The sequence below is a fragment of the Herbidospora mongoliensis genome, assembly GCF_001570545.1.
Taxonomy (GTDB): Bacteria; Actinomycetota; Actinomycetes; order Streptosporangiales; family Streptosporangiaceae; genus Herbidospora; species Herbidospora mongoliensis.
On sequence record NZ_BBXD01000026.1, the window covers coordinates 115,165 to 141,497 of the forward strand.

The following is a 26,333-nucleotide window of genomic DNA, read 5'->3' on the forward strand; positions in this document are numbered from 1 at the left end:
ACGTCAAATCTACTTCCCCGTGGTTTTCGGGTAGACAGGAAGGAACGTGGATTTGCCGAAATGGGGGGAATCCGTGATCCGGTTCCTGAAGGGCCGGTTTGTACGGGTTCTGACGATTATCGCAGTGGCCCTGGCCGGAGCATGGCTGGGGCTTTTGTTTGGCGCGTCCGTACAGACCCCCATCGGCCCCGCCGACATCAACATGGCCCTGCGCCCCTCCCTCGACGGAGGCACGGTCGTCGACGTGCGCCCCCTGGGAACGCTCCGATTCGACACCCACTCGGGCCCGGTGCGGCTCAACCTGAGCATCGAGGCGGTCCATCCCGACGCCGCTGAGGAGATCCTGCAGAACCCCCGATGGGCCGACCGGCTGCCGGAGACCATCGAGGCCGACCTCATGGGCGGGGTGCAGGACCTGCTCATCAGGGCCGCGATCTGCGCGATCATCGCCGGATTCGTGGCCGGCCTGATCGTCTTCCGCGACTTCTTCAAGGGTCTGTGGAGCGCCCTGGGCGCGATCCTGGTCGTCGCCGCGATGGCCGTCACGGCCGCGCTGAGCTTCAACCCCCAGGCGATCGCCGAACCCCGCTACACGGGCCTGCTGACGGGAGTCCCCTCCCTGGTCGGCAACGCCCAGTCGATCGTCACCAAATTCTCCGAATACCGGGGCCAATTGGCCAAACTCGTCACGAACATCAGTCGTCTGTACGAAGCCGGCTCGACCCTCCCCATCTACGATCCCGACCCCGACACGATCAGGGTTCTGCACATCTCCGACCTGCACATCAACCCGGTGGGCTGGAACGTGGTCCGATCCCTGATCGACCAGTTCAAGATCAACCTGGTGGTCGACACCGGCGACATCAGCGACCACGGCACCAAACCGGAGAACTCCTTCGTGGAGGACATTGGCGAGCTGGGGATCCCCTACGTTTTCGTCCGCGGCAACCACGACTCCATGGCCACCCAGAAGGCGGTCGAGAAGCAGAAGAACGCGATCGTCCTCGACGACCGGGTGGTCGAGGTCCAGGGCCTGCGCATCTACGGCATCGGCGATCCCCGCTTCACCCCCGACAAGTCCACCGAGGTCGACGCGGATCCCGCGTCCCTGGCCGCCCTCGGCCGCCAGAAGGCCGCCGGCGTCTCTCCGCCCGAGTGGCCGCGTTCCTCCTCGACCACGGCGCCGCAGCGCGCTCCGGTGGATCTGGTGGCCGTCCACGACCCGACCATCGGCCGGGCCTTCTACGGGTCGGCCGCGCTCGTCCTGACCGGTCACGTCCACGCCCGGTCGTCCGAACTCTCGCCCACCGGAACCCGGCTGATGATCCAGGGATCGACCGGCGGAGCGGGCCTGCGGGGCCTCGAACACGAGGAGCCCACGCCTCTGCAGGCATCGGTTCTGTACTTCAGCAAAGACACTCACAGGCTCCAGGCCTGGGACGATGTCACCGTCGGAGGACTCGGGGAACAACGAATCGCGGTGGAGCGTCGTATCGAGGCCGATCCAGGTCGTACAATTTTCCCGGAGCCAGGGAACGTCCCGTCGCCGACGGGAACGATCACTGACACCCCGTCGCCGGTCGCTTTGGCACGGAGGGCAAACGTCCTCTATGCTTCAGAAGTCCCCGACGGAGCGCGGTAAGGACAGAGAGCAATCTCTGCGCCCCCATCGTCTAGCGGCCTAGGACACCGCCCTTTCAAGGCGGCGGCACGGGTTCGAATCCCGTTGGGGGCACGGAAGGGCCAGGAAAACGGCAGGTCGAAGACCTCCGAAGAACTGGTAAGCTACAAAAGCCGGAAAGCGGAAACGCCGAAGGCGAGTAAGACAGCAAGACGAGGTCCTGTAGAGCAGTTTGGAGTGCTCGCCACCCTGTCAAGGTGGAGGTCGCGGGTTCAAGTCCCGTCAGGACCGCTTGGGTCAGGTAGCTCAGTTGGTACGAGCGACCGCCTGAAAAGCGGTAGGTCGGCGGTTCGACCCCGCCCCTGACCACATCTCTTGTTTGAACGAAAACGCCCCGACACATTGTGTGCCGGGGCATTTTTGATTTCACGGAGAACTATTCTCGCCGGTCAGCCGCAGCGACTGTCCGATGGGGGAGCGCTGGTGAACGTGATCGATTTCCGCAGGCTGATCCGGGCCTGGATCACCAGGCAGCCGCCCATCTCGTAGGCGTTGACGATCTCGGCCCTGGCGCGGTCGTACACCCAGGAGAAGGCCACCAGGCAGGCCGTGGCGACGACCTTGTTCGGGATCGGGAGGCAGATGAGCTGCAACCCGGCCGAGGCGGTCCACTCCCGGGCGTCCAGGGTGGTCTTCATCTTCGCGGTCCGGGCCTGGCTGAAGTAGTACCGGCAGGTCAGTCCCGAGCACTGGATCCGCCCGGAGGCGGCCGCGATCTGGGTGGCCGTCGCGGCGGCAGACGGGGCGGGCGGCTGGAGGAAGGTCAGGGCCAGGACGAGGGCGGCGATGACGGCTGCGGCCGTGCGTCGGCGTGGTGCTGTCGCGGGCATTGAGGGATCACTCGCTTTCTGGTGGCTTCCGGCTTTCACCTCACCCACGGTCGGGGAGCCGGCATCCATCCGGGCAGACCTGTCGGACGGGTTCGCCGGGGCCACGACGAACCCGCAGGCAGCGGGCCACGCCGGTCGGCGACCGGTCGTCCGGCGGCGTCGGATGGGTCAACAGACCTGCTGGAAGTCCCGGTCCGCGGGCAGGTGCGCCGCCCATTCGCCGGGGGTGAACGAGCGGCCCGCGGTCTGGCAGACGAGCTGGAGCAGGTCGGGCGGCGGGGTCACGTCCCAGAGGCGGATCCGGCCGTCGCCGGCGCCGGTGGCCAGGGTGGTGCCGTCGGGGCTGAACGCCACGGAGAAGACGATGGCGGGATGCCGGATGGGCGGTGCGATCTGCTCCTGCGTGGAGACGTCCCACAGCCGGACGGTCTGGTCGTCGCCCACGGTGGCCACGGTCTCGCCGTCGGAGCTGAAAGCCACGTCGTACAGATGGGGCAGCGCGTGACCCACCAGGGTCCGGCCGCGCTGCCGCTGGGTGGCCACATCCCACAGACGCGCCATCTTGTCGTCGGAGACCGCCGCGACGGTCTTTCCGTCAGGGCTGAAGGCGACGCCCTTCACCCAGTTGGCGGATCCCATGATGGGCCGGCCGATCGGGGCGCCCGTGGCGGTCCGCCACAACCGGACGTCGCTGTCGAGGCCGCCGGTGGCGAGGGTCTCACCCCCAGGGCTGAAGGCGACTGATCTGAGCCACGTCCTGTGGCCGGTGAACCGCCTGATCTCCTGTCCGGTGGCGACGTCCCAGAGGTGGGCCATGTTGTCGAATCCCGCCGTGGCCAGGTTGCGGCTGTCGGGGCTGAAGGCGACCGCGGTGACGACCGGACCCTGGGGGGCCAGGTCGGGGACGAGCTGTGCGTGGGTGTCGAGATCCCAGATCCTCGCCACACCGCGGCCGTCGCCGGGAACGAACTGATTGTTGACTATCTGACGTTCTCCGGCGCCCGCGGCCAGCAGACGGCCGTCGCGGCTGATGTCGACGCCGTTGACCTCCCAGGGGAGCAGGAGCGGCGCGCCGATCCGCTCCCGCGAGGCGACCTTCCACAGCCGGACGCTGCCGTCGTAGCCGGCGCTCGCCAGTGTGGCGCCGTCGGGCGAGAAGTCGAGATCGTTGACCTGCCCGTCGTGATCGCCGAACTCCCCGTCGGCCAGGCGCGGCAGGGACACGTCCCACACCCGCGTGGTCTGGTCGGCGCTCGCCGTGGCCAGACTGCGGCCGTCGGGGCTGAACGCGACACCGAAGATCTCGTCGCCGTGCCCGTCGAGCGGCTGACCGAGCACCGCGCCGGTGCCGACGTTCCACAGGCGGGCCGTCCAGTCGGCGCCGCCGGTTGCCAGGAAGTCGCCGTCCGGGCTGAAGTCGACGGTGTTGACGGCGCCTTCGTGCTGCCCCGTCATCTCGGTGACCAAATCGCCGGTGCCGGCATTCCAGAGCCGGGTGACTCCGTCGACATGGCCGGTGGCCACCAGCCCGCCGTCGGGGCTGAAGGCGGCTGACGTGGCGGACAGGCCGGGGCCGGCGCGCAGTTCGGCGATCATGCGGCCTTCGGCTACGTCCCACAGGCGGGTGGTGCCGTCCTCGGCCGCGGCGGCGAGGACCCGGCCGTCCTTGTCGAAGGCGACCTCGAACACGAGGGAGCCCTGGTCGAAGGTGGCGATCTTCTCGTGACTGGAGGTGTTCCACAGCCGGACCGTGCCGTCGTCGCCGGCGGTCGCCAGCGTCGTCCCGTCGGAGGTCAGGGCGACGGAATTGAGCGCGCCCGAGTGGGCGTCGATCGGCCGGCCGAGCGGCTGCCCGGTGGCCGCGTTCCACAGCCGGGCCGTGCCGATCTCGTCGCCGCTGGCCAGCGTCCCGCCGTCGCGGCTGAAGGCGACGGAGGTGATGTTCGCCTTGTGGCCGGACAGAGGCCGGCCGACCGGGTCGTGAGTGGTCGTGCTCCACAGGATGATCCGGGTGTCGCCGCCGGTGGCCATGATCCGGCCTCCCGGGGCGAAGGCCACGGCCTGGACCCAGAAGGTGTGGCCCGGCAGCACCGCCCTCAACGGGTTGGCCAGCACGTGGAGCATGGCCTGCCGGGTCTCGGGGGTCGGCGCGACACTCCACGCCGTCGCGGCCAGTCGCAGGGCGGTGACGGGGTCGGTCGTGGCCGTGTACATGGCCTGGGCCGACAGTTGCCGCGAAAGCGATAAGACGGCCTGCTCGGTGGCGTCGCGGTAGAGGACGATCGCGGAGATCGCGGCGATGAGCGAGACGACCAGCAGGGTGGCCAGGACGGTCGTGGTGGCCCGGCTGCGTCGGCGGCGGGCCAGGGCGGCCCGGCGGCCGGCCGTCAGGAACTCGGCGGCGACGGAGCTCACGTCGTGGGCGGTGGTGGCGTTGATCAGGCGGGTGCCCGAATAGAGGTAGGCGGGGTCGCGCCCGTTGCGGTCCCAGTCGACGGCGTCGGCGGTGAGCTCCTGCCGGGCCAGCAGGTCGGCCCGGTCCTCTTCGAGCCAGATCCGCAACCGGGGCCAGCCCCGGATGAGGGCCTCGTGGGTGATCTGCGCGCTCTCGGCGTCGACGGTCACCAGCCTGGCCCGGACGAGATGGTCGAGCACCGGACCGCCCGCCCCTTCGGAGACCAGGTCGGACAGGGGGAGCCGCCGGGCGGTGTCCGGTGTGTCGGCGCCGACCTGGACCAGCCGGGTCAGCAGGTTTCGCGCGGTACGCCGGTCGGCCGGATCGAGGTCGTCGACGACGGCGTCGGCGGTCTGGGCGAGCGAGCCGCTGATGCCGCCGGTGGCGCGGTAGCCCGCCAGGGTCAGCGTCGTGTCCTCGCGGTGGTTCCACGTCTCGCGCAGGGCGTGGGACAGCAGGGGCAGCACACCGACCGCTTCGGCATGGTCGCGGTCGCTGCGCAGGTCCTCCAGCAGCAGGTCGGCCAGGCCGTCCTGCAGGGTGAGCCCGGCCACCGAGGCGGGCGCCTCGATGACCTCCAGCAGGGTCGGGCGATCCATCGGCGCCACGACCACGGGACGTTCGAGGGCGGGCACCAGCGCCGGGTGGGCGGCGCACTGCCCGAAGAAGTCGGCCCGCAGGCCCAGGACGACCACCTGCGCGCCGCCGTCTTCGGCGAGCTCGGCCAGGACGCCGATGAAGGCGCGGCGCTGCTCCTCCGGGGCGGCGAACACCTCTTCGAACTGGTCGACGACCACGACCCGGCCCGCCCATGCGCGGCGGGCCAGCGCGGCGAGCTCGTCCGGGTGCGTCGCACCGAGCTGCCGGCACAGGGTGCGGACCGGATCGGCGCCCGGCTCGAAGATCGTGCCGGGGCGGCCGGAGCCTCGGGCGAGCGCGGGCAGCAGGCCGGCCCGCAGCACCGACGACTTCCCCGACCCCGACGCCCCGGTGACCACGAGAAGCCCGCCGAAGCCCGCCCGGTCCAGGAGTGTCCCGACCAGTTCGTCCCGTCCGAAGAAATACCGCGCGTCGGCGGACCTGAACGATTCCAGCCCCCGGTAGGGCGGCTCCGGAGCCGACGGCCTGGGCGCTCTCGCGGCCGGGCGGGGCGGCGGCGCGTCCGCGGCCTGTTCCAAGGCGTCCCGATAGGCGTCGTCCCAGGTGCGCCGGTCGTCGAAGCCCGCGGGAAGGGGCCGCTCCTTCTGGGCGATCACCCGGAGGCAGGTGTCGACCAGGACCTCGACGTTGGGGCGTTTGGGTAAGCCCGGATCAGCCAGGCTGATCATGTCCCCGATCGTGCTGTGCGCGAGCCGGATCGGCTCCTGCCCGGGGTGCCGCCGGGGCGTTCTGGAGCTCGCGATCTCCAGCTGCTTGAGCGACAGGCCGGTCGCTTCCTTCAGCTCGCGCAGCCGGGCGGCGAGCCGTGCCTTGGCATCCTCGACCAACGGGACTCCGCTCGGCTCGCACGCGCCGGTTGTTCACAGGCCAGGCCTGAAAACCCTCCGTAAAGAGTAGGTCACCCGACCCTCGGCTCGCCCGCGGTGAAGGTGTTGCACGACTTGGCGTCCCGCGACTCGAAGCCGCGCATGAACCACGTCTCCCGGTTGCGCGGGGAACCGTGGCTGCCGTTGATTCCGCCGTCGTCGTCGAGGGCCATCATGCGCCGCAGATCGCGCAGGTCGGAGTCGGGGCGGCGCAGGGATTTCCACGTGCTCCCCAGGAAGACGCCGGCCAGGCACTCCGATTGGAGTTCGATCCGGCGGGAACGCTCCAGCTCCTCGTCCTGGCCGGAGGTCGCGAGATTGACCTCCGCCCACAGGATCCCGGTCATGTGCTGAACGTGGTGGCCGTATTCGTGGGCGGCCAGGAGGAAGGTCGAGAGGTCGTGGGGTGTGGCCAGCAGGCGCTGGTCGAGCAGGACGTCGAAGCGGCGGTCGGCGGGGCAGTACTGGCCCTGGATGTTCTGCCGCCACGTCACCCCGCACCGGACCTCGGGCCGGTTGACGAAGCCGACGCCCGCCGGCGGCATCGGCACCCCGACCGCCGCCATGTGGTTCGACCAGGCGGTGTTCAGGCAGTCGGCGATCGATCGGAGGTATTTCCTGGTCAGGTCGCGATTCCCGGGGGCGACGCGTTTCTCCGGGCAGTCGATCTCGGCCATCTGCCCGGCCCGGTAGAGCAGGTTGCCGGTCAGGACGGGGTCGTCAACGGGGTAGGCGGTGCCGCCTAACAGCAGGAGCGAGACGAGGATCGCGTGCATCAGGCCACTTTGCCTGCTTTTGCGGTCCAAGTGTTGCAGGCGCCCGGTCTGCGCGTCGCGAAGCCGTCGTCGAGCCACCTCAGCACGTTCTTGCCCTTGCCGTGGGTGCGGCTGTGGCCGGTGCCGTCGAGCTCGCGCAGGTACTGCCAGTCGGCGTCGCTGCGCCCCAGCGACGGCCACACCGCGCCGAAGAACACCCCGGCCAGACATTCGGCCTGCAGTTCGTTGCGGCGGATCTGCTCGTAGAGCTCGGCCTTGGAGTGGTAGGGGTGCGTGCGGTACGCGTCGGCCATGCCCGTCAGGTTCTGCAGGTGGTGGCCGAACTCATGGGCGATCACCAGGTAGAGGTACAGGTTCGACGAGTCGGCCAGCGCGCCCTTGTCGAGCAGGACCATGAAACGCCGTTCCGAGTCGCAGTAGCGGCCGGCGGCGTCGCCCCACTTGCGGCCGCAGAACGCCTTCGGCCTGGTCTGGAAGTTGATCCGGACCGGGGCGAAGGGCAGCCCGTTCTTACGGAAGTGCGCACCCCATGCCTCGTTGAGGCATTTCGTCACCGCGATCGCGTACCGGCGGGCCGAGGCCGCGTCGCCGTCGCGTAACGGCGGTTCCGGGCAGTCGGCCGGTGCTAACTGACCCGTTCGGTAGAGCGCGTGCTGGGTGAGGACGCGGTCGTCGATCGGGTAGGCGTTCGCCGGGGCCGCGCCCAGGACCAGCAGTAAGGCGAGAGCGGTGACGAATGGGGTTAAACGCACACAGGCGATCCTAGGCGGGTGACACGTTCTGGTTGAGGTGGAATACGTTCTCGGGATCCCATTTGCGCTTCAGCTCGGTCAGCCGTGCGAGGTTGTCCCCGTACGCGAGCGGCACGCCCTCCTCGGCCAGGTGGTTGACCTCGGCGCCCACCGACCAGTCGCGGGTGGCCTGCCAGAGTGCGTCCACCCAGGTCACGTGGGGTTCGCTCGCCACGCCCTCGGGCCAGGAGGCGGCGATCTCCAGGCACCAGGCCGCGTTCCGGTGGAAGTAGGCCGTCTCGGACGGGCCGACGCCGGCGATCGCGCCGCCCAGCGAGGCCAGCAGGATCAGGTTGCCCGGCGACGACGGCTCGGCCCCGAAGCCGGTCAGGGTCTCGATCAGCGATTCGGTCAGCGGGCCGCCCAGGTGGTGGCGCATCCGGTAGGGCGTCGGCGCGGCCTGCGCGTCGTTGGTGTGCTGGAGCACCGCGAACGTCGTCGGGCCGACCAGGTCGGCGAGCGGGGTGCCGAGGCCGCGCAGCCAGGCCAGGTCCTGCTCGCCCGAGACCCAGCAGGCGGCGATGACGAAGACCGGCAGGCCCGGTTCGGGGAGGAAGGGCGGCGCGGCCAGGAACGCGGCCAGCACGCCGGCCTCCTGCGGCGCCTCCCACGTGTTCAGCGCCCGGAGTATCTCGGGGGCGTCCTCCAGCGCGTAGAAGATCATGCCGCCGACGACCTCGTCGACCGGGCGCAGTCGCAGCGTGAACTCCAGCACGATCCCGAAGTTGCCGCCGCCTCCACGCAGGGCCCAGAACAGATCCTGGTTCTCATCAGGAGAGGCGGTCACCACGCCGCTCGCCGTCAGGACCTCCGCCGACAGCAGGTTGTCGCAGGCCAGCGGGCGAGGGCGGCCGGGCGGCGGTCGATCGCCCGGTTCCAGACCCTTCTCGCCAGGTGGTAGTCGTCATGGTCGGGGGTGATGAGCTCGTACATGCGTCACTCCTTGAGCTCCCCAGTTGAGCTCCCCAGTCTGAACGAGTTCGGCCGGCGCCAGCGAGTGGCGAGGGGGTGACGGTCACCCCTGGTTGATGAAGTCGGCCACCTCCTTCGGGTGGCTCAGCATGGGCATGTGACCCGCCGGGACCTCGCCCGTGACCGCGCCAGGAAGGCGTTCGGCGACCATGCCGCGCATGAAGTCGATGGGGAAGAAGCGGTCTTCCGTGCAGAACAGGAACCGGGCCGGTACGTCGGGCAGGGCCTCCAGCGGCCAGGGCTCGACCATCGGGCCGCCCGACTGGTCGCGGCCGGAGGCCTGGCCGATCGCGATGCCCTCGGGGTCGACGCCGTTGTAGAAGGTGGCGATCTCGTCGCTCATGTCGACGCCGAGCGCGGTGAAGCCGCTGGCCTCCCACCACTCGCCGCCCGTCTCCCCGGGCTTGGGGATCATCGCGGTGACGAACACGATCTCGCGGACCGGGACCCGGGCGGCGATCAGGGGAGCGGTCAGGCCGCCCAGCGAGTGGGCCACCAAGACCATGTCGTCGCGGTCGCCGATGGCCTTGACCGCGACGTCGGCGTATGCGGACAGGCCCGCCGACTCGTCGCCGGTCGGCAGGTCGAGGGCGATCACCTCGCCGTCGAGCAGGGGCGCGAGCCGGTCCCAGTAACCCGGGCCGGAGCCGCCACCGGGGATTAGAACGTAAGTACGCATACACCTACCCTAGGCTGAGGCGCATGCTCTCGCGGCGCGCTTTCGTGGCCGGGGCCCTGCTGGCGTCGTCGGGCCGGTCCGACGACGTGTGGGCGACGCTGGAGCGCAACTGGGCGTCGGTGTCGTCCCGGGGCGAGCCCCGTTCGCCGGAGCACGCGTTGGCCCGGGAGTTCCTGCGCACCGGCGATCCGGCGGTCGCGCGCGAGGTTCGCGAGGTCGTCGACCGGGCCGTGCGCGAGATCTACCACGCCGGGGCGACCAAGGCCGGGAACTGGTGGAACTGGGAGATCGGGCTGCCCAGGCGGCTGCTCGACGCCGCGATCCTGATCGGCCACCGTGACGACGACCTGATCGCGGCGGTCGACCACTTCGTGCGGCCGTGGCGGCTGCAGTTCTACTCGGGCACCAGCACCGGCGCCAACCGCACCGACCTGTGCCTGGTCACCCTGCTCAACGGCATCCTGTCGCGAGACCGGCGCAGGATCGCGCGGGCCGCCGATGCGCTCTCTCCGGTCTTCCGATACGTCACCGAAGGCGACGGCCTCTACCGCGACGGCAGCTTCATCCAGCATTCGACCGTCCCCTACCAGGGCACCTACGGGGCCTCGATGCTGCACGGCATCGGCTCGATCCTCAGAACGCTGCGGGGCACCCCGTGGGAGATCACCGACCCGGCGCTCCAGAACGTCTTCGACAGCGTCGAACACTCCTTCCTGCCCTTCCTCCATGAGGGACGGATGATGGACCTGGTCAGCGGGCGGGCGATCTCACGGAAGGCGTCCGGAGACGAGAGAAGAGGCCGGGCCCTCCTCGACGCGATCGACCTGCTCGGCGTGCCGGTCCGTCCACAGCCGATCGGCCACCGCCTCATGCGGGCGAGCGCCCGCGCGGTCCACCGCCGGCCGACCTGGGTGGCGGCGCTCAGCATGTCCTCCGACCGGATCGCCCACTACGAACACGGCAACGGCGAGAACCTTCGCGGCTGGCACACCGGCGCCGGAATGCTCTATTGGTGGGGCGAAGGCCACGGCAGCCACTACTCGGGCGACTTCTGGCACACCGTCGACCCCTACCGGCTCCCCGGCACCACCGTCTCGACCAAGCGCCTCCCCGACGGCGCGGGCGGCGCCTGGGGCGAGAGCTGCCCGCCCGCGACCTGGGTCGGCGGCGCCTCCGACGGCACCTACGCCACGGTCGGCCAGCATCTCTTCGGCCTGGAGAGCACCCTGGAGGCCCGCAAGTCGTGGGTCTTCCTCGATGACATGGTGGTCTGCCTGGGCGCGGGCATCACCTGCCGCGACGGCGTGCCGGTAGAGACGATCATCGACAACCGCCGCACCCGCGCCAAGCTCACCGTGGGAGACGGCTGGGCCCACCTGGAAGGCCACGGCGGCTACGTCTTCGACGGCTCGCTGCGGGTGAGACAGGACGACTACACCACGCTCTGGCTCGACCACGGCACCGACCCGACCGACGCGAGCTACTCCTACCTGCTGCTCCCCAACGCCGATGTGGCCACCACGAAACAGGCCCGCGCGACCGTCGTGGCCAACACGCCCGACCACCAGGCGGTCACCGCGGGCGGCCTGACCGCCGTCAACTTCTGGCGGCCCGGCACGGTCGCGGGCATCACGGTCAGCGAGCCCGCGGCGGTCCTCTACCGGCCGGGACAGACGCTGATCGCCGAGCCGCAGAAATCTTCTTGAGCCGATGTCGAAATCGCATCCCGCCGGTCGACGCGTCAGTGAGGCCTACCGACAGGGAGAAAACAGATGCTTCAGGACAAGAACGCGATCATCTACGGCGCCGGCGGCATGATCGGTTCGGCGGTGGCCGAGGAGTTCGCCCGCCAGGGCGCCCGGGTGTTCCTCACCGGACGCACCCGCGAGCCCCTCGAAGCCCTCGCCAAGACCATCGACGCCGAGTTCGCCGTGGTCGACGCGTTCGACGAGGTCGCCGTCGACGCCCACGCCGCCGAGGTGGCCGCGCGGGGCGGCATCGACATCTCGCTCAACCTGGTGCCGCGTGGCGACGTCCAGGGCACGCCGCTGATCGACATGTCCGTCGACGACCTGCTCAGGCCGGTCGAAAACGGCCTGCGCACCACCTTCATCACCGCGCGAGCCGCCGCCCGCCACATGACCAGGCGGAAGCGGGGCGTGATCCTCACCCTCGACAGCGGCAGCGGCTCCGGGGTGAACAGCCCGATGATGGGCGGCACCGGCCCGGCCGACGCCGCCATCGACACCTTCGTCCGCAACCTGGCCTACGAGATCGGCGCCGACGGCGTGCGGGTGCTGGGCGTCTGGGTGGCCGGCATCCCGGAGACGTTCACCCCCGAGAAGCTGGCCGCCGTCAACCCCGACATAGCCCTCGACGAGACGGCCATGAACAGCCTGCTGGAAGGGCTGGCCCAGATGCGGATGCTGAAGCGATCGCCGAGGCTCGCCGAGGTCGCCTCGACGATCGCGTTCCTGGCCTCCGACCACGCGGCCGGAATCACCGCGTCGTTCGTCAACGTGACCGGAGGGATCTTCCCCAGCTAACGCACCTTCTTGGCCCTGCCGAGCTGCTTGATCGTCTTGGGGTTCGCGCCCTTGGGCAGGTCGGCCACGGTGATGGGGCCCTTGCCGTGGTCGACCGACATGTTGGGGGCGCAGAGATTGGTGGTCAGCCGGCCTTCCCATTTGTAGGCGAACACCAGATAGCGCACGCCACGGGAGAAATGAGTCCCACAGGCCGCCGACTGCGTGTGCGTGCTCACCGTGACCTTGGCCTTCGGCTTCCCCTTGTACGAGTGGTCGGCCCGGAAGGTGTACACCACCGGCTTCACCGGGTCCCACCGGTCCTTCGGCCGCTTCACCGCCTTGACCGTGCCGGTGAACACCACAGTCGAATGCTTCAGGTGATAGGGCACCTCCGGGGCCATGCAACTACAGGCATACGACGGGGTCGACCCGAGCACCACGGTGCCCGAGACGAGTGCGAGAACGATCAGGATTCGACGCCACATGTCCCTGAAACGGGCCGCAAAGTCGAACGGTTCGGACGAAAAACCACTACGCTTGGCCACCAGTGAATCCGCCGTGTGTCCGCGGGCCTTTTCTCATGTCAATGGGGTGGCTACGTGTCCGGGCACGGCGTTGAGTTCTCGCTCCCTGATGTGCCGCGTGGTGCCCTCATGCCCGAGGGCACGACTGAACGCGTGCCCTCAGGGCAGGTGAGATGACCACGAAATCACCTCTCCCCGACCGCGCCGGCGCACAGGTGAGGTTCACGGGAGGATACGGAATGACCCATATCGATCCGGAAGCGCTCGTCGCGAGCCTGCGACGACTGCAGAAGGCCGCTCCGGCGACCGGGATCGTGTACCACCTTCAGCGGATCGTGCAGGTCGTCGACCGGATCTTCGGATATTCCGGGGCCGGTCTGATGTTCGCCGACCCCGATCGCACCCTGCGATACCTGTTCGCCACCGACGAGGCCGGCCGCAGTCTCGAACACGCTCAGGCGACCGTGATGGCCGGGCCCTGCGTGGCCTCCTACATCACCGACAGCGCCGTGACCACGTTCGACGTCCGCAAGGACGACCGCTGGCCCGACCTCGCGGCGCTGCTGCACCCCGACGTGCGGGCGGTAGCGGGGGTTCCGGTGCGTCTCGGCGGCGAACCCGTCGGCACGCTGAACGTCTACCAGGACACCACCCACGACTGGGAGGAATCCGACACAGAGGCGCTGCACGCCTACGCCCACGTGATCGAGCAGGTCATCGCCGCGGCGGTGGAGGCGGATGAGAAGTCTCAGCTCGCCGACCAGCTGCAATACGCGCTCGACTACCGCGTGGTCATCGAAAGGGCCGTCGGCTATCTGATGGGCAAGCACGACCTGACCGCCAGCCAGGCCTTCACCGGCCTGCGCAAGCAGGCCAGGGACAGCCGCCGCAGGGTCGCCGACCTGGCCGCCGAACTACTCGGAGAGCAGGGCCGTGGAGATCCGGACCACGCGATCTGACGGCCCGTTTGGGATTAATGTGACGATCACTCTCAGAGGCGATCTCGACGTCTTCGGCGCCGTGGAGCTCCGCCGCGCCGTCTGGCGGGCCGGGCGGGCCGCGCATCTGCGGCTCGACCTGGCTCTGGTGACGTTCATCGACGTCGCGGGCGCCCGGACACTGCTCTGGGCGTACCGCAGGGCCTTCGGGCGGGTGTCGATCGTGAACCCGCCCGGCGAGGTTCTGCGATTGCTGCGCCTCCTGGAATTCGACCGGTACCTGGGAGTGGATACGCTGGCCGGTGATGTCGTACCGAATGCTCTTCACGTGGGTCCTGCGCCGCACCGACGCGGAGAAGATCCACCATTTGACGATCAGACTGCTGGCGACCCTGTCGGTCCTGCCGGTCGTGAAGCGGATCCTCCACGCCTGGCTGGCCCCGCGTGACGAATCGCTGCGGGTGCGGGCGTTCGGGGTCCACTTCCCCTCGCCGTTCGGGCTCGCGGCCGGGTTCGACAAGAACGCCGAGTGCGTCCCTGCGCTGGCCGCGCTCGGGTTCGGCCACGTCGAGGTCGGCACGATCACCGCGCACGCCCAGCCCGGCAACGCCCGGCCCCGGCTGTTCCGCCTGGTCCCCGACCACGCGATCATCAACCGGATGGGCTTCAACAACGAGGGCGCCAAAGCGGCCGCCCGCCGGTTGAAGCGGGTCCGCGGCGTGCCCGTGGTCGTCGGGGTGAACATCGGCAAGACCAAGGTCGTCCCCGAAGAGGAGGCGGCCCGCGACTACGTCGCCAGCGCGAAGATCCTCTCCGGGCTGGCCGACTACCTGGTCGTGAACGTCTCCTCGCCCAACACCCCGGGCCTGCGCAACCTCCAGGCGGTCGACCTGCTGCGCCCGCTGCTGACCGAGGTCAAGACGGTCGCGGGCCGCACCCCGCTGCTGGTGAAGATCGCCCCCGACCTGGCCGACGAGGACATCGACGAGCTCGCCGAACTCGCCGCCGAACTGGGCCTGGCCGGGATCATCGCGACCAACACCACGATCAGCCGCGCCGGCGTCTCCAGCACCGAAACGGGCGGCCTGTCCGGCCGCCCGCTGAAAGACCGTTCGCTCGACGTGTTGCGCCGCCTCCACGCCAAGGTCGGCGACCGCCTGGTGATCGTGTCCGTCGGCGGCGTGGAAGACGTCGACGACGTCTGGGAGCGCCTGCTGGCCGGGGCGACCCTCGTCCAGGGCTACACCGGCCTGATCTACGGCGGCCCGCTGTGGGCCTCGACCATCAACCGGCAGCTGTCCCGCCGGTTGAAGCGCCACGGCCTCTCTTCGGTGAGCGACCTACATGCTCGGGCGGGTCGAGTCGGCTGACAGCGTCAGCTCGTCGAGGTGCCGCATGACCGCGATCACATCCATGCGCCCCGGACTGTGCGGCCGTGAGCGCTGCCAGGGCCTCGGCCCGTCGAGCGGGCGGTAGTTGACCCCCACGGCGTCCAGGCGCCTGAGATGGCGTTCCAGGCGGCCGGAGAAGTCAGCTGAGGCGGGGCGGCCGGTCCAGGCGATCTCGGCCATGGCGCACCCGCGGGGCCAGGCCTTGTAGTCGAGGGTGCGGCCGTCGGGGATGTACTCCGACCAGAGCTGGAACTGGGCGCCCAAAACCCTCTCCGTGGAGACGTCGAACGCGGCGACGTCTCCCATGGTGATCGTCTCGCCCAGGGCGGCCGGCTCCTCGGCCGACGCGGCCTCCGCGTAGTCGAAGTAGAGCGGGAACACCGGCGTCAGAACCACGTCGTGGCCCGCCGAGATGGCCCGTTTGGCGACGTTCATACCGCGCCAGGGCATCACGATCGTGTCCTGGCGGAGCATGCCGCTGACGAACGCCTCGTCCCACACGACCGCCCGGCTGCCGCGTTCGGCCAGCAGGTCGGCCAACTGGCGCAGGAACCAGGCGTGCAGATCGCCCGGCGTCGCGAGCTGCCGGTCGCGCTGGAACTCGGTGATCGCGGGGGAGGCGGCCCAGGCGTCTAGGACGCACTCGTCGCCGCCGATGTGGAAGAACGGGGTCTCCCCGAGAGCGCCGATGATCTCGTCGAAGACGGTGGCCAGGAACTCGATCGTTTTGGGCAGCGGCGACAGGATCGCGGGGGAGATGCCCCAGCGCTCCAGCACCCGGTGACTCTCCGACGGGTCGGCGCCGAACTCGGGGTAGGCGGCCAGGATCGCCGACGCGTGGCCCGGCACGTCGATCTCCGGCACCACCGTGACGGCGCGCTTGCGGGCGTAGGCCGCGATCTCGGTCAGATCGTCGAGTGTGTAGAAGCCGCCGTGCGGGGTCTCGTCGTAGGCCTCCGGCTCGCCCTTGCGTGAGGTGATCGTGCGGGCCCGGTGTGACCCGATCTCGTGCAGGCGCGGGTAGGCCTTGGATTCGACCCGCCAGCCCTGGTCGTCGGCCAGGTGGAGGTGCAGCCGGTTCAGCTTGTGCATCGCCAGCAGGTCGATCATCCGCAGCACTTCGTGCTTGGGCAGGAAATGGCGGGACACGTCCATATGCGCCCCGCGCCAGGAGAGGGCCGGGGCGTCGGTGATCCGGACACACGGCACTTCATATTGCTCGAAGCCGGAGACCGCTGCCCGGAAGGCGCTCGCGGGAAGCAGCTGGCGCAGGGTCTGCGTCGCGTAGAAGGCGCCCGAGGCGTCACCCGCGACGATCTCGACTCCAGCGCCCGTCACGGTGAGGGTGTAGGCCTCGGGGGCGACGTGGTGACGTACCGAAACCGGATCTTCCCCGAAACCGGGCGTCAGCGTGCGGACGCCCGGGAGAGGTTCGACGGACCGGGGGGCAGGCAGGAAGTCGTGCATGCCCCTGATCATGGATTACTTGAGGTAGGTCTGGAAGCTGCTCGCGAGCGCTTCGGCGAGGTCCTGCCGCCACGACGAGCTCTTCAGCTTGGCCGCGTCGCCGGCGTTGCGCATGTTCCCCGACTCGATGAAGATCTTCGGCACCGTCGACAGGTTGAGCCCGCCCAGGTCGCTGCGGTAGTCGAGCGCGTTCTTGCCGATGTAGTTGGCGTAGGGCATGCCGGTCTGCTTCTTCACGGCGTTACGCACGGTGAGACCGAGCTTGGCCGACTTGGCGACCGCCGGGTCGACTGGGCCGTTGATCTTCTTCGGCATGATCACGTGGAAGCCGTGGCTGGTGGAGGCGGCCCCGTCGGCGTGGATCGAGATCGCCAGATCGGCCTTGGCCTTGTTCCCGATCGCGGCGCGCTCGGTGATGCACGGCCCGACGCTCGTGTTGTCCTTGCGGGTGAACTTGACCGTGGCGCCGTCGGCCTTCAGCAGCTTGGCCAGCCGCTGCGAGACGTCCCAGGTGAAGGCCGCCTCGGAGTAACCGTCGTTGGTCGCGGTGCCGGTGGTGTCGCAGGCCTTCTTCTGGGTCAGCACGTCGACCTGCTTGTTGATCAGGTCGGGACGCTTGTAGTTACCGCCGTTGTGCCCCGGGTCGATCACGATGACCTTGCCCGCGAGAGGCTTCGCAGGAGCCTGCGCTGGCGCGGCGACCGCTTCAGAGGTGCTCTTCGAAACAGCGGCCGGGGCGGACTCGGCACCTGCGGCCGCCCCGCCACCGCACGCGGCGGTTCCCAGGCCGAGCACGGCCAGAGCGGCGGCGAGCGCCGGACGAGTCTTCATCACGGTGGTTCCTCTCGCAGGCGGGCACTTACAAACACCCAACCTACGCGTTCCCCTGCCGTGACCTGGCCGTTATGTGAGTAAAGGATGGATTGTCACCAGGCGGGCTCGGCCAGCTCCTGCCGTTGCAGCAGGGCCGCCAGTTCGCGGGCCTCCTCGGCGTCGAGACCGAGGACGACCCGGGGACGGCCCCACGGATGGTCGATCGAATGCGCCACGTAGCTGGCCACCGACTCGTCGCCCGTTTCGGCGCGGCCCCGGGAATGGCGCCAGTTGCCCCAGGCCTGTTCGAGCTCGGCCGCCGCACGCTGGGCGCAGGAGACCAACTCAGGATCACGCATTGAATTCCCCCAGATCTTCACCGTCCGGCGTCGTGGCCCGAGTCAACACGGAACGTGACCCGACGCCGGACCGGTTGACCTAGCTTTGGGAATCTGTTGGCGCGGGGCCAGTGCTCCGGCGGGTGATGAGCTGCGGTGTCACCTGACGCAGGCGCGAGTTCTTGCCGGGCTCGGCGATCCGGTCGCTGAGCAGCGCGGCGGCCGAGCGGCCCATCGCGCGGCGCGGCTGGTCGACCGAGGTCAGCGAGATGTGGTGGACGGCGGCCAGGTGGGTGTTGTCGTAGCCGACGACCGACAGGTCTTCGGGGACCCGCAGCCCGAGCTCGCTGGCGGCGGTGAGCACCCCGAGGGCGACGACGTCGTTGGCGGCGAAGATCGCGGTCGGCCGGGGGTCACGCTCGAGCAGGGCCAGCGCCGCGCGGCGGCCGCCCTCCTCGGTGAAGTCTCCGTGCTCGACCATGATGTAGGGCGCCAGCGCGTGACGGCGCATGGCGACCAGGTAACCCTCGCAGCGACAGCGGGCCGCGGACGACGGAGCACCCTCGATGTGGGCGATCCGGCGGTGTCCGAGCTCGACGAGATGGTCGACCGCCAGTCGAGCGCCGAGCTGGTCGTCGTCAACGACGATGTCAACACTTTCGAGGTCGACGTCGCGTTCTCCGACGACGACGGTCGGGGTGTAGGCGGCGGCCTCGGCGAGGGTGTCGCTCGAGGGGGCGACGCCCAGCAGCACGAGCCCGTCGACGCGCAGTTCGAGGAAGGCCTCGACCGCCTCGTCTTCGAAGGCCGGGTCCCAGCGGCCGGAGCCGATGAGCAGCCGCAGGCCCTCACCGTGGAGGCTCTCCTGCAGGCCGTCGAGGAACTCGGCGTAGAAGGGGTTGTGCAGGTCGGCGACGAGGGCGCCGACCAGGTGGGTGCGGCCTTCGACGAGGCTGCGGGCGACCGCGTTGGGCCGGTATCCCAGCTCCCTGGCCGCTTGAAGAACCGCCTCACGGCGATGTTCGCTCACGTGCGGTGAGCCGCGAAGGACCAGCGAGACCAGGGACTTAGAGACGCCCGCGCGCTCGGCTACGTTGCGAATCGTCGGCCGTGGCCGTGGACTGAATCCGTCGAGTCCGGTAGGTCCGGGTACCGCGATGTCGCGCCGGGCAGTGGTCTGCATGGACGGTCCTGACATGGTTCTCCCCACGATGCGCGGATGTGCACCTGCCAAGAAGAACGATCGAGGGCCGAATAAGGTACGGGTGACTTGTCTCGATCCTTGAGAAGGAGTCAGGAAGAAGCGGGCGGGGCCACGGAACCGGTGGGGTGGCGCCGGGCGGGCGGCGCCTTGTCCACACCCCTACTGCAGGTGTGCGGCTCTTGGACGCGCTCACTGACGCGAGCGCGCCGTCCCCTCGTGGTTGCGACCCCCCGCTGCGTTACTCCGAACGCTGCTGCGGAATCCCCGCGAGCAGCGCCCTCACCTCGGTCTCCCGGTAACGCCGGTGCCCACCGAGCGTGCGGATGGACGTCAACTTGCCGGCCTTCGCCCACCGCGTGACGGTCTTGGGGTCGACCCGGAACATCGTTGCGACCTCCGCCGGGGTGAGCAGTGGCTCTGCCTCGGGTGTACGAGCTGACATTAGTGCGGCCTCTCCTCCGTGTGGACCGGCGACAGCGATCCTGCGACTTATGTTGGCGCTTGTCACGGATGTCCCTCAAAGATCCATAACGTGCGGTTTCATGGACCATTTGCGGCATCACCCGATGTGACCATACAGCCACGTAGCGCGATTGGCGAGCCCTGTGGGCACAACGTCTCGACCACGTGTTGATGTCACGCTCGGTGATTCTAGCGACACGTTTCGTGGTATCGCAGTGAAAACGGCAAACTACTCAGTTCGCAGTTGTGAGATCGTGCATCTCCTGACCCAACGTTGCAGGTCAGCGCACGAGCAAAAGGGTCAGTTGGCCGATTCGAGGCTCTGGACTGACCGCCAGCGGAGGATCACTCGCTGGTACATGGCGTAGGCAAGTTCTTCCTGACCGTTGTCCAAACTGGTCAGAGCGGCGGCCAGCTCGGCCACCGATTGATCGGCCTGGAGGGTCTCGTCGTCCATGAGGTGGACGATGCCGCCGTAATCGAGTTCCACCAGCGAGTGAGGGTGGAACTCCTCCAGCCAGCGGCCCACCTCTTCGACGTCGGTGAGCGTGTCGACGTCGCCCATGTGACGGCGGATGACCACCAGGGCGCGGGCGACCCGCTTCCTTGCCTGGGCCATGGAGGTGACGTAGAGCATGTTCCTGGCCGGGGCCATGGTCACCCCGGTCGGGGTCTCCGGCTGTTCCTCACCGCGCAGGACGAGCCACCGCTCGGCGGAGTCGAAGGGCACGAACCACGGCGTCGGGACATGCCAGGTGCTGGTCATGATGTGCATGCGCAGCGAGGGCTCGCCCCGCTTGAAGGCGTCGAACTCGTCGGCCGTGCGTTCGGCGACGGGATTGGGGACGAAGCGGTTGGCCAGTTTGGTCGGCAGGCTGCCCCGCCACGAGGCGAACGCCAGCCACGACCGCAGCCGGGTCTGCCACGGGCACACGTAGAGCACCCCGTCGACCCGGCGCAGATACGCGTTGTGACTCTCCGCGGCCGGGGCCGGCGCCGGTGGCACCCGCAACAGCCGGCGGACCGACTCCTCGTGCTCGACCGAGAGGGCTCCCGCGCGCCGGGGCCGCCGCGGATTCTGGGCATAGGCGTTCCACCGGAGGCGATCCTGCTCGGAGAAGGCGCTCAGCGGCTCATAGACGCGGAGGTAGGCGGCGTAGGGCAGCACCATCGCATCGTGCCATGCCACGCGGCGTCCCGCAGCGCCGGGCGTTCCGCAATTCATGATCGTAGCTACGCTGGAAGACGGAACCGCCGCAACGGAGCGGCGGCCACAGACGATCAGGAGTCACCAAAGTGACCGACGTCTTCGGGCTCTCCCACAAGGATCAGACCCGTCACGAACAGGTCGTGTTCTGCGCCGACGACAAATCCGGCCTGTACGCGATCATCGCCATCCACAACACCGCCCTCGGCCCCGGCCTGGGTGGAACACGTTTCTATCCCTACCCGGACGAATCCGCCGCGCTGGCCGATGTGCTCAACCTGTCACGGGCCATGGCCTACAAGAACGCGCTGGCCGGTCTCGACCACGGCGGCGGCAAGGCCGTGATCATCGGCGACCCGGCGACGGACAAGTCCGAGGCCCTGCTACGGGCCTACGGCAGGTTCGTCCAGTCACTCGGCGGACGCTACTACACCGCCGCTGACGTGGGCACCTACAGCGAGGACATGGATGTCATCGCCCGCGAGAGCTCCTACGTCACCGGCCGCACCGTGGCCAACGGCGGCGCCGGCGACAGCTCGATCCTCACCGCCTACGGCGTCTACCAGGGCATGCGGGCCGCCGCCCACCACGCCTTCGGCGCGACCTCCCTGCGCGGCCGCCGGGTCGGCGTCGAGGGGGTCGGCAAGGTCGGTCACCGTCTGGTGGAACACATTCTCGCCGAGGGCGGTGAGGTCGTCGTCTGCGACGTCGACGAACGGGCGGTCGACCGGGTCAGGCAGCGGCACCCGGAGGTCGAGGCGGTCGCCGACTCGGCGGCCCTGAAGCGGAGCGACCTCGACGTGTACGCCCCCTGCGCCCTCGGTGGCGCCCTCGACGACACGGCCGTGGCCGAGCTCCGGGCGAAGATCGTCTGCGGCGGGGCGAACAACCAGCTCGCCCACCCCGGCGTCGAGAAGCAACTCGCCGACCGCGGCATCCTCTACGCCCCCGACTACCTGGTGAATTCGGGTGGAGTCATCCAGGTCGCCGATGAGATCGCCGGATTCGACATGGACAGGGCGAGGGCGAGGACGGCTCAGATCTTCGACACCACCTTGAAAATCTTCGCCATCGCCGACGACGAAGGCGTTCCACCGGCCGTCGCAGCAGATAGGCTGGCCGAGCGCAGAATGTCGGAAGTCGGGCGGCTTAGGGCTATTTGGCCGGGCCGATGACCGCAGCCGCGCATACGGCGTACCGAGCGGGGCGCAAAACAGGTACGGTTGTAGGCGAACGAATGGCTGACGTCCAAAGTCAGGTGACGTCAGTGCGTGGTGCGTTAGCGACGAGGGGTCGGGCACGACCCCGCATGAGGGGGTCGAGCCAATGGGGCGCGGCCGAGCCAAGGCCAAGCAGGTCAAGGTTGCCCGCCAGCTGAAGTACAACAGCGGCGGCACCGATCTTGAGCGCCTGCGCGCGGAGCTCGGAGTCGAGGAGCCTGTGGAGCCTGTCGATTCCGACCGCAGTGACGAACCCGACCCTTATGACGAGTTGGCCGAGCGGTACGCCGACTACGCCAACCCTGATGACGAGGACGATGAGGATGATTCCTCATCTGGGGGCCGTCGTTGAGCGGCACTTGACCCAGCGTTGATCACGCCCGGCGCGGTTCGCCACGCCGGGTGTCTTCTGCGCGGCCTCGTGAGGGTCTCGCGCTCCGGGTGACCGGAGTGCATACAGTCATTTCCATACGAGATCGAAAGCGCCGTCCGGGGCACCCCGGGCGGCCTTTCGTATTTCTCCAGGGAGGTGACTCGTCGTCGCCGGATGCCGATATTTACCGACATCGCCGGGTCGCCGACTGGTTCGCCACGCCCGGCGGACGCACCCTCTGAACGGTCGTCTCATCCGGCCCTGACGGGGCTCCGGCGGCGGAAATGCCGCCGGGCCACGTCACCATTGCATATCGATCAGCGGTAGCGCGCTTCGCCCGTGCCGGGGACGATCTCGCCGAGCACCCACGACGGAACGCCCCGGGTCTCCAGTAGTTCGAGCGCCCGGTCGGCGTCGCCCGCCGGGAGGATCGCGGCCATGCCGACGCCCAGGTTGAAGGTCTTGTCGAGCTCGTTCCGCGGGACCTTCCCGGCCTCACCGAGGACGGAGAAGATCGCCGGAGGAGTCCAGGACCCGCGGTCGAGGACCGCGTCGACGCTCCCGGGCAGCGAGCGGGCCAGATTGGCGGTCAGGCCGCCGCCGGTGATGTGGGCGTAGGCCCGCACCGGGACGTGGCGCATGAGGGCCAGGCAGTCGAGCGAGTAGATCCGGGTCGGCTCGAGCAGTTCCTCGCCGAGGGTCCGGGACAGCTCGGGGATCTGTGACTCCAGGCCCAGGCCCGCCGTTCTGATGATGTGGCGGACCAGTGAGTAGCCGTTCGAGTGGACCCCGGATGACGCCATGGCCACAACCACGTCACCCGCGCGGACCCGGTCGGGCCCGAGGAGCTCGTCGGCCTCGACCGCGCCGGTGCCGGCGCCCGCGAGGTCGTATTCGTCGGGGCCCATCGCGCCCGGGTGTTCGGCGGTCTCGCCGCCGATCAGGGCGCAGCCCGCCTGGCGGCAGCCCTCGGCGACGCCCCCGACGATCTCGGCGATGCGCTCGGGCACCACCTTGCCGCAGGCGATGTAGTCGGTCATGAACAGTGGCTCGGCGCCGCAGACCACCAGGTCGTCGACGACCATGCCGACCAGGTCGATGCCGATCGTGTCGTGCTTGCCGAGCAGACCGGCCAGCATGACCTTGGTGCCGACCCCGTCGGTCGAGGTCGCCAGCAGCGGCCGGCGGAACTTCAGCAGCGCCGACACGTCGAACAGGCCCGCGAAACCGCTGACGTCGTCGACGACTTCCGGACGCCGGGACCGGGCCACCTTCGACTTCATCAGCTGGACGGCGCGATCACCGGCCTCGATGTCGACACCGGCTGCGGCGTACGAGGTCATGCGCGGGCCTCCAGGACGAATTTGCCGACCTTGTCCTGGTCGATCGGGATCGGGTAGCTGCCGTCGAAACAGGCCCGGCAGAGCTTGTCCTCGGCGATGGTGGTGGCCTCGGTGAGGCCCTTCATCGAGACGTAGCCGAGAGAGTCGGCGCCCAGGTGCTCGCGGATCTCCTCGACGTCCATCGAACCGGCCAGGAGCTCGGCGCGGGTGGCGAAGTCGATGCCGTAGAAGCACGGCCAGGCCACCGGCGGGGCCGAGATGCGCACGTGGACCTCGGTCGCCCCGGCCTCACGCAGCATCTTCACGATCGCCCGCTGGGTGTTGCCGCGCACGATGGTGTCGTCGACCACGATCAGCCGCTTGCCCTGGACGATCTCCTTCAGCGGGTTCAGCTTCAGCCGGATGCCGAGCTGCCTGATCGTCTGGGACGGCTGGATGAAGGTCCGCCCGACGTAGGAGTTCTTCACCAGGCCCTGGCCGTAGGGGATCCCGCTCTGCTCGGCGTAGCCGATCGCGGCGGGGGTGCCCGACTCGGGGGTCGGGATCACCAGGTCGGCGTCGACCGGGTGTTCCCTGGCCAGCCGGCGGCCGACCTCGACCCGGGTCGCCTGGACGCCACGCCCGGCGATCGTGGTGTCGGGGCGGGCCAGGTAGACGTATTCGAAGAGGCAGCCCTTGGGGTCGGCCGGCGCGAACCGGCGCGACTGGACCCCACGCTCGTCGATGGTGAGGAGCTCGCCCGGCTCGACCTCGCGCACGAACTTCGCGCCGACGATGTCGAGGGCGGCCGTCTCCGAGGCCACCACCCAGCCGCGCTCCATCCGGCCCAGGACGAGCGGACGGATGCCCTGGGGGTCTCTGGCCGCGTAGAGCGTCTTCTCGTCCATGAAGACGAGTGAGTAGGCGCCACGGACCTTCGGCAGGAGGCGGGCGGCCGCCTCGTCGATCGGCTCGTCGCGGTCTTTGGCCAGGATCGCGGTGAGGATCTCGCTGTCGGTGGTGGCCCTGATGGTGCCGGGGGCCACCCGCTCGGCGAGTTCACCGGTGTTGATCAGGTTGCCGTTGTGGGCCAGCGCCAGGCCGCCCACGTCGGTCGAGCTCAGCGTTGGCTGCGCGTTCTCCCACACACTCGAACCCGTGGTGGAGTAACGGCAGTGGCCGATGGCTAGGTGGCCCTTGAGGGTGCCGAGAATCGACTCGTCGAAAACCTGGGCCACCAGGCCCATGTCCTTGTAGACGAGTATTCGACTGCCCTCGCTGACCGCGATGCCCGCGGACTCCTGGCCGCGATGCTGCAACGCGTACAGGCCGTAGTAGGTGAGTTTCGAGACGTCTTCCCCTGGAGCCCAGACGCCGAAGACGCCGCAAGCGTCTTTCGGGCCCTGGTCGAGGGGGTCAAGGTCATGGCTCAGATGGCCGTCGCCCTTCAGCACATGCTTGAGTCTATTTCGGCCTTCTGGCTGCTCGCGCACCCGGGTGGACGATCCCCGGCGAAACGATCACCAGTGCTTTGCTGTGTCGGCCGCCGTATCGCCCGCTCTGTGGGGGAATTGACAGGAGCATGACGACTCCTGACGAGCCGAGGGACGACCAGCCCAAGCGGCGCATGCCCTGGGACGTGCCGCCCGAACAGGCCCCTGGCAGGCCGTCGCCGGACGCCGAGGACACCGCCGTTTTCAGCGCCCAAGAGCCGTATCCCCGGGACGCCCGGCCGGATCGGCCCCAGAACCAGCCGCAGAACCAGCCCCAGGGTCAGCCACAGAATCCGCCACAGAACGAGCCGCAGTATCCGCAGCGGAACCAGCCCCAGAACCAGCCCCAGAGTCAGCCGCCGTATCCGCCGCCGCATGGGCAGATCTACGGTCAGCCCGCCTCGCAGCAGCCGGCCTCCTACCCGCAGGCGCCCTACGAGCAGGCGCCCTACGGCACCCAGGCGCCGGCTAGGGGCGGGCGGCTGGGCACCGCCGCGCTGGTGCTGGGCATCGTGGCGATCGTGCTGCTGCTGGTCTGCGGCCTCGGGCTCCTGGTGGCGATCGCCGGAGTGATCGTCGGGATCATCGCGATCACGAAGAGGTCCAACAAGGGACGCGCCGTGGTCGGCCTGATCCTGAGCATCCTGACGCTGGTGATCGGGGCGATCATCATCGCCGTGGTGGTCAACTGGGCCAACAAGAACAACATCGCGGAGTGCTTCGACACCCGGCTGCACCCGACCCAGGAGTCGTCGCAGCAGTGTGTGCAGCGGAAGCTGAACGCGCCGGTCTCGGAGGGTGGTTACTAGACGACCGGGAGGTAGGGCGACAGGTCGGCCCGGCCGCCGCTCGCCCTGACCCGCCCGTCGGCCAGCGCCGCCGGCCACTCCTCCCGGCCGGTGGCCAGCGCGATCCACGTCCGGGGGTCGGTCTCGACGACGTTGGGGGGAGTGCCGCGGGTGTGCCGGGGGCCCTCGACGCACTGGACGGCGGCGAACGGCGGCACCCGCACCTCGACGGTCCGGCCGGGCGCCCTGGCCACGAGTTCGTCGAGCAGGAACCGCACGGCCGCGCGCAGCGCCTCGCGCAGGGGCGGCGTCTCCCGTTCGTACGCGGACAGAACGGCCGCCACCACGGCGGGACCCGCGGCGTCGTCGGCGCCGGCGAACGGCGGCAGGCCCAGATCTGCCAACTGAATATCGAGAGCTGCGCGAACGCGCGAAGGGTCCTGGCGGCGGGACGGCATGTGACCAGTGTGACGCGAGTGGAGCGTTCACCATCGAGGCGAATGATGTTCACCCTCGATTCGGTCGCCGACAATACGGTCCCGGCGGGGGCCCACG

General features: G+C 69.3%; 25 protein-coding genes, 3 tRNA genes and 1 pseudogene. 12 read left to right on the forward strand and 17 right to left on the reverse strand.

Going from position 1 to position 26,333, the window contains the following annotated elements:
* Window positions 1–73: 73 nt before the first annotated feature.
* The 4 genes from AW272_RS36590 (at window position 74) to AW272_RS36605 (ending at window position 1,990) form a co-directional block, all read left to right on the forward strand.
* A complete protein-coding gene (locus AW272_RS36590; RefSeq protein WP_245657904.1) occupies window positions 74–1,642 on the forward strand; it encodes a metallophosphoesterase family protein in 1,569 nt (522 codons plus the stop codon).
* A gap of 20 nt (window positions 1,643–1,662) precedes the next feature.
* A tRNA-Glu gene (locus AW272_RS36595) sits at window positions 1,663–1,735 on the forward strand.
* A 102-nt stretch (window positions 1,736–1,837) separates the two neighbouring features.
* Window positions 1,838–1,912: transfer RNA gene (locus AW272_RS36600), tRNA-Asp, on the forward strand.
* Between the two features lie 4 nt (window positions 1,913–1,916).
* Window positions 1,917–1,990, forward strand: a tRNA-Phe gene (locus AW272_RS36605).
* Window positions 1,991–2,070: 80 nt separating this feature from the next.
* On the opposite strand, the gene AW272_RS36610 is transcribed toward AW272_RS36605, so the two are convergent.
* The 7 genes from AW272_RS36610 to AW272_RS36635 all read right to left on the reverse strand — a co-directional run bounded on the left by AW272_RS36610 (window position 2,071) and on the right by AW272_RS36635 (window position 9,710).
* Complete coding sequence (locus AW272_RS36610) at window positions 2,071–2,511, reverse strand: hypothetical protein (RefSeq protein WP_066374790.1); 441 nt, start codon at window positions 2,509–2,511, stop codon at window positions 2,071–2,073.
* Window positions 2,512–2,679: 168 nt separating this feature from the next.
* Complete coding sequence (locus tag AW272_RS36615; protein ID WP_066374792.1) at window positions 2,680–6,453, reverse strand: nSTAND1 domain-containing NTPase; 3,774 nt, start codon at window positions 6,451–6,453, stop codon at window positions 2,680–2,682.
* A gap of 71 nt (window positions 6,454–6,524) precedes the next feature.
* Window positions 6,525–7,268 carry a neutral zinc metallopeptidase gene (locus tag AW272_RS36620; RefSeq protein WP_066374794.1) on the reverse strand — a complete coding sequence of 248 codons (744 nt, stop codon included), beginning with the start codon at window positions 7,266–7,268 and terminating at the stop codon, window positions 6,525–6,527.
* Window positions 7,268–8,020, reverse strand: coding sequence for a neutral zinc metallopeptidase (locus AW272_RS36625; protein WP_066374795.1), 753 nt, complete (start codon window positions 8,018–8,020; stop codon window positions 7,268–7,270). The genes AW272_RS36620 and AW272_RS36625 overlap by 1 nt, the downstream gene beginning before the upstream one ends.
* A gap of 10 nt (window positions 8,021–8,030) precedes the next feature.
* Window positions 8,031–8,846, reverse strand: a complete 816-nt coding sequence (locus AW272_RS36630) for an FAD-binding oxidoreductase (RefSeq protein ID WP_157519174.1) — start codon at window positions 8,844–8,846, stop codon at window positions 8,031–8,033.
* 14 nt (window positions 8,847–8,860) lie between these two features.
* On the reverse strand, window positions 8,861–8,992 hold the full coding sequence (locus tag AW272_RS45815; RefSeq protein ID WP_275527342.1) for a hypothetical protein: 132 nt from the start codon (window positions 8,990–8,992) through the stop codon (window positions 8,861–8,863).
* 82 nt (window positions 8,993–9,074) lie between these two features.
* On the reverse strand, window positions 9,075–9,710 hold the full coding sequence (locus AW272_RS36635) for an alpha/beta fold hydrolase (RefSeq protein ID WP_066374805.1): 636 nt from the start codon (window positions 9,708–9,710) through the stop codon (window positions 9,075–9,077).
* 23 nt (window positions 9,711–9,733) lie between these two features.
* On the opposite strand from AW272_RS36635, the gene AW272_RS36640 reads away from it, so the two are divergent.
* On the forward strand, window positions 9,734–11,416 hold the full coding sequence (locus AW272_RS36640) for a polysaccharide lyase 8 family protein (RefSeq protein ID WP_066374807.1): 1,683 nt from the start codon (window positions 9,734–9,736) through the stop codon (window positions 11,414–11,416).
* Between the two features lie 66 nt (window positions 11,417–11,482).
* Window positions 11,483–12,256 carry an SDR family NAD(P)-dependent oxidoreductase gene (locus tag AW272_RS36645; RefSeq protein ID WP_066374810.1) on the forward strand — a complete coding sequence of 258 codons (774 nt, stop codon included), beginning with the start codon at window positions 11,483–11,485 and terminating at the stop codon, window positions 12,254–12,256.
* Here the strand turns inward: AW272_RS36645 and AW272_RS36650 are convergent.
* Window positions 12,253–12,723, reverse strand: coding sequence for a hypothetical protein (locus AW272_RS36650; protein WP_157519176.1), 471 nt, complete (start codon window positions 12,721–12,723; stop codon window positions 12,253–12,255). The two genes, AW272_RS36645 and AW272_RS36650, sit on opposite strands and share 4 nt — an antisense overlap.
* A gap of 278 nt (window positions 12,724–13,001) precedes the next feature.
* On the opposite strand from AW272_RS36650, the gene AW272_RS36655 reads away from it, so the two are divergent.
* The 3 genes and pseudogenes from AW272_RS36655 (at window position 13,002) to AW272_RS36660 (ending at window position 15,070) form a co-directional block, all read left to right on the forward strand.
* Window positions 13,002–13,721 (forward strand): GAF and ANTAR domain-containing protein, encoded by a 720-nt coding sequence (locus tag AW272_RS36655; protein WP_066374814.1) that lies wholly within the window; start codon window positions 13,002–13,004, stop codon window positions 13,719–13,721.
* Window positions 13,722–13,740: 19 nt separating this feature from the next.
* Window positions 13,741–13,971 (forward strand): annotated as a pseudogene (locus AW272_RS46190) (STAS domain-containing protein); the annotation flags it as partial.
* A 34-nt stretch (window positions 13,972–14,005) separates the two neighbouring features.
* Window positions 14,006–15,070, forward strand: a complete 1,065-nt coding sequence (locus tag AW272_RS36660) for a quinone-dependent dihydroorotate dehydrogenase (protein WP_066374821.1) — start codon at window positions 14,006–14,008, stop codon at window positions 15,068–15,070.
* On the opposite strand, the gene AW272_RS36665 is transcribed toward AW272_RS36660, so the two are convergent.
* The 6 genes from AW272_RS36665 to AW272_RS36690 form a co-directional block, all read right to left on the reverse strand.
* The gene (locus tag AW272_RS36665) at window positions 15,041–16,558 is read right to left on the reverse strand and encodes a beta-N-acetylhexosaminidase (protein WP_066374823.1); all 1,518 of its coding nucleotides are present in this window, start codon (window positions 16,556–16,558) and stop codon (window positions 15,041–15,043) included. The two genes, AW272_RS36660 and AW272_RS36665, sit on opposite strands and share 30 nt — an antisense overlap.
* A gap of 15 nt (window positions 16,559–16,573) precedes the next feature.
* Window positions 16,574–17,389, reverse strand: coding sequence for an N-acetylmuramoyl-L-alanine amidase (locus AW272_RS36670; RefSeq protein WP_066374826.1), 816 nt, complete (start codon window positions 17,387–17,389; stop codon window positions 16,574–16,576).
* 95 nt (window positions 17,390–17,484) lie between these two features.
* On the reverse strand, window positions 17,485–17,730 hold the full coding sequence (locus AW272_RS36675) for a hypothetical protein (protein WP_066374828.1): 246 nt from the start codon (window positions 17,728–17,730) through the stop codon (window positions 17,485–17,487).
* Window positions 17,731–17,809: 79 nt separating this feature from the next.
* Complete coding sequence (locus AW272_RS36680; RefSeq protein WP_066374830.1) at window positions 17,810–18,907, reverse strand: LacI family DNA-binding transcriptional regulator; 1,098 nt, start codon at window positions 18,905–18,907, stop codon at window positions 17,810–17,812.
* A 244-nt stretch (window positions 18,908–19,151) separates the two neighbouring features.
* A complete protein-coding gene (bldC, locus tag AW272_RS36685) occupies window positions 19,152–19,355 on the reverse strand; it encodes a developmental transcriptional regulator BldC (protein ID WP_013133571.1) in 204 nt (67 codons plus the stop codon).
* A gap of 321 nt (window positions 19,356–19,676) precedes the next feature.
* A complete protein-coding gene (locus AW272_RS36690) occupies window positions 19,677–20,564 on the reverse strand; it encodes a DUF8083 family protein (protein ID WP_369408822.1) in 888 nt (295 codons plus the stop codon).
* 107 nt (window positions 20,565–20,671) lie between these two features.
* On the opposite strand from AW272_RS36690, the gene AW272_RS36695 reads away from it, so the two are divergent.
* The gene (locus AW272_RS36695) at window positions 20,672–21,757 is read left to right on the forward strand and encodes a Leu/Phe/Val dehydrogenase (RefSeq protein ID WP_066374831.1); all 1,086 of its coding nucleotides are present in this window, start codon (window positions 20,672–20,674) and stop codon (window positions 21,755–21,757) included.
* A gap of 151 nt (window positions 21,758–21,908) precedes the next feature.
* Window positions 21,909–22,154, forward strand: coding sequence for a DUF3073 domain-containing protein (locus AW272_RS36700; protein ID WP_066374832.1), 246 nt, complete (start codon window positions 21,909–21,911; stop codon window positions 22,152–22,154).
* A gap of 338 nt (window positions 22,155–22,492) precedes the next feature.
* Here AW272_RS36700 and purM read toward each other — a convergent pair whose 3' ends face one another.
* Window positions 22,493–23,518, reverse strand: a complete 1,026-nt coding sequence (purM, locus tag AW272_RS36705) for a phosphoribosylformylglycinamidine cyclo-ligase (RefSeq protein ID WP_066374834.1) — start codon at window positions 23,516–23,518, stop codon at window positions 22,493–22,495.
* On the reverse strand, window positions 23,515–24,951 hold the full coding sequence (purF, locus tag AW272_RS36710) for an amidophosphoribosyltransferase (RefSeq protein ID WP_066374836.1): 1,437 nt from the start codon (window positions 24,949–24,951) through the stop codon (window positions 23,515–23,517). Before purF ends, purM begins: the two co-directional genes overlap by 4 nt.
* A 128-nt stretch (window positions 24,952–25,079) precedes the next feature.
* Here purF and AW272_RS36715 point away from each other — a divergent pair, with 128 nt between their 5' ends.
* Window positions 25,080–25,799 (forward strand): DUF4190 domain-containing protein, encoded by a 720-nt coding sequence (locus AW272_RS36715; protein ID WP_157519178.1) that lies wholly within the window; start codon window positions 25,080–25,082, stop codon window positions 25,797–25,799.
* Here the strand turns inward: AW272_RS36715 and AW272_RS36720 are convergent.
* On the reverse strand, window positions 25,796–26,236 hold the full coding sequence (locus AW272_RS36720) for a sterol carrier family protein (protein ID WP_066374840.1): 441 nt from the start codon (window positions 26,234–26,236) through the stop codon (window positions 25,796–25,798). The genes AW272_RS36715 and AW272_RS36720 overlap by 4 nt on opposite strands.
* Window positions 26,237–26,333: the final 97 nt, after the last annotated feature.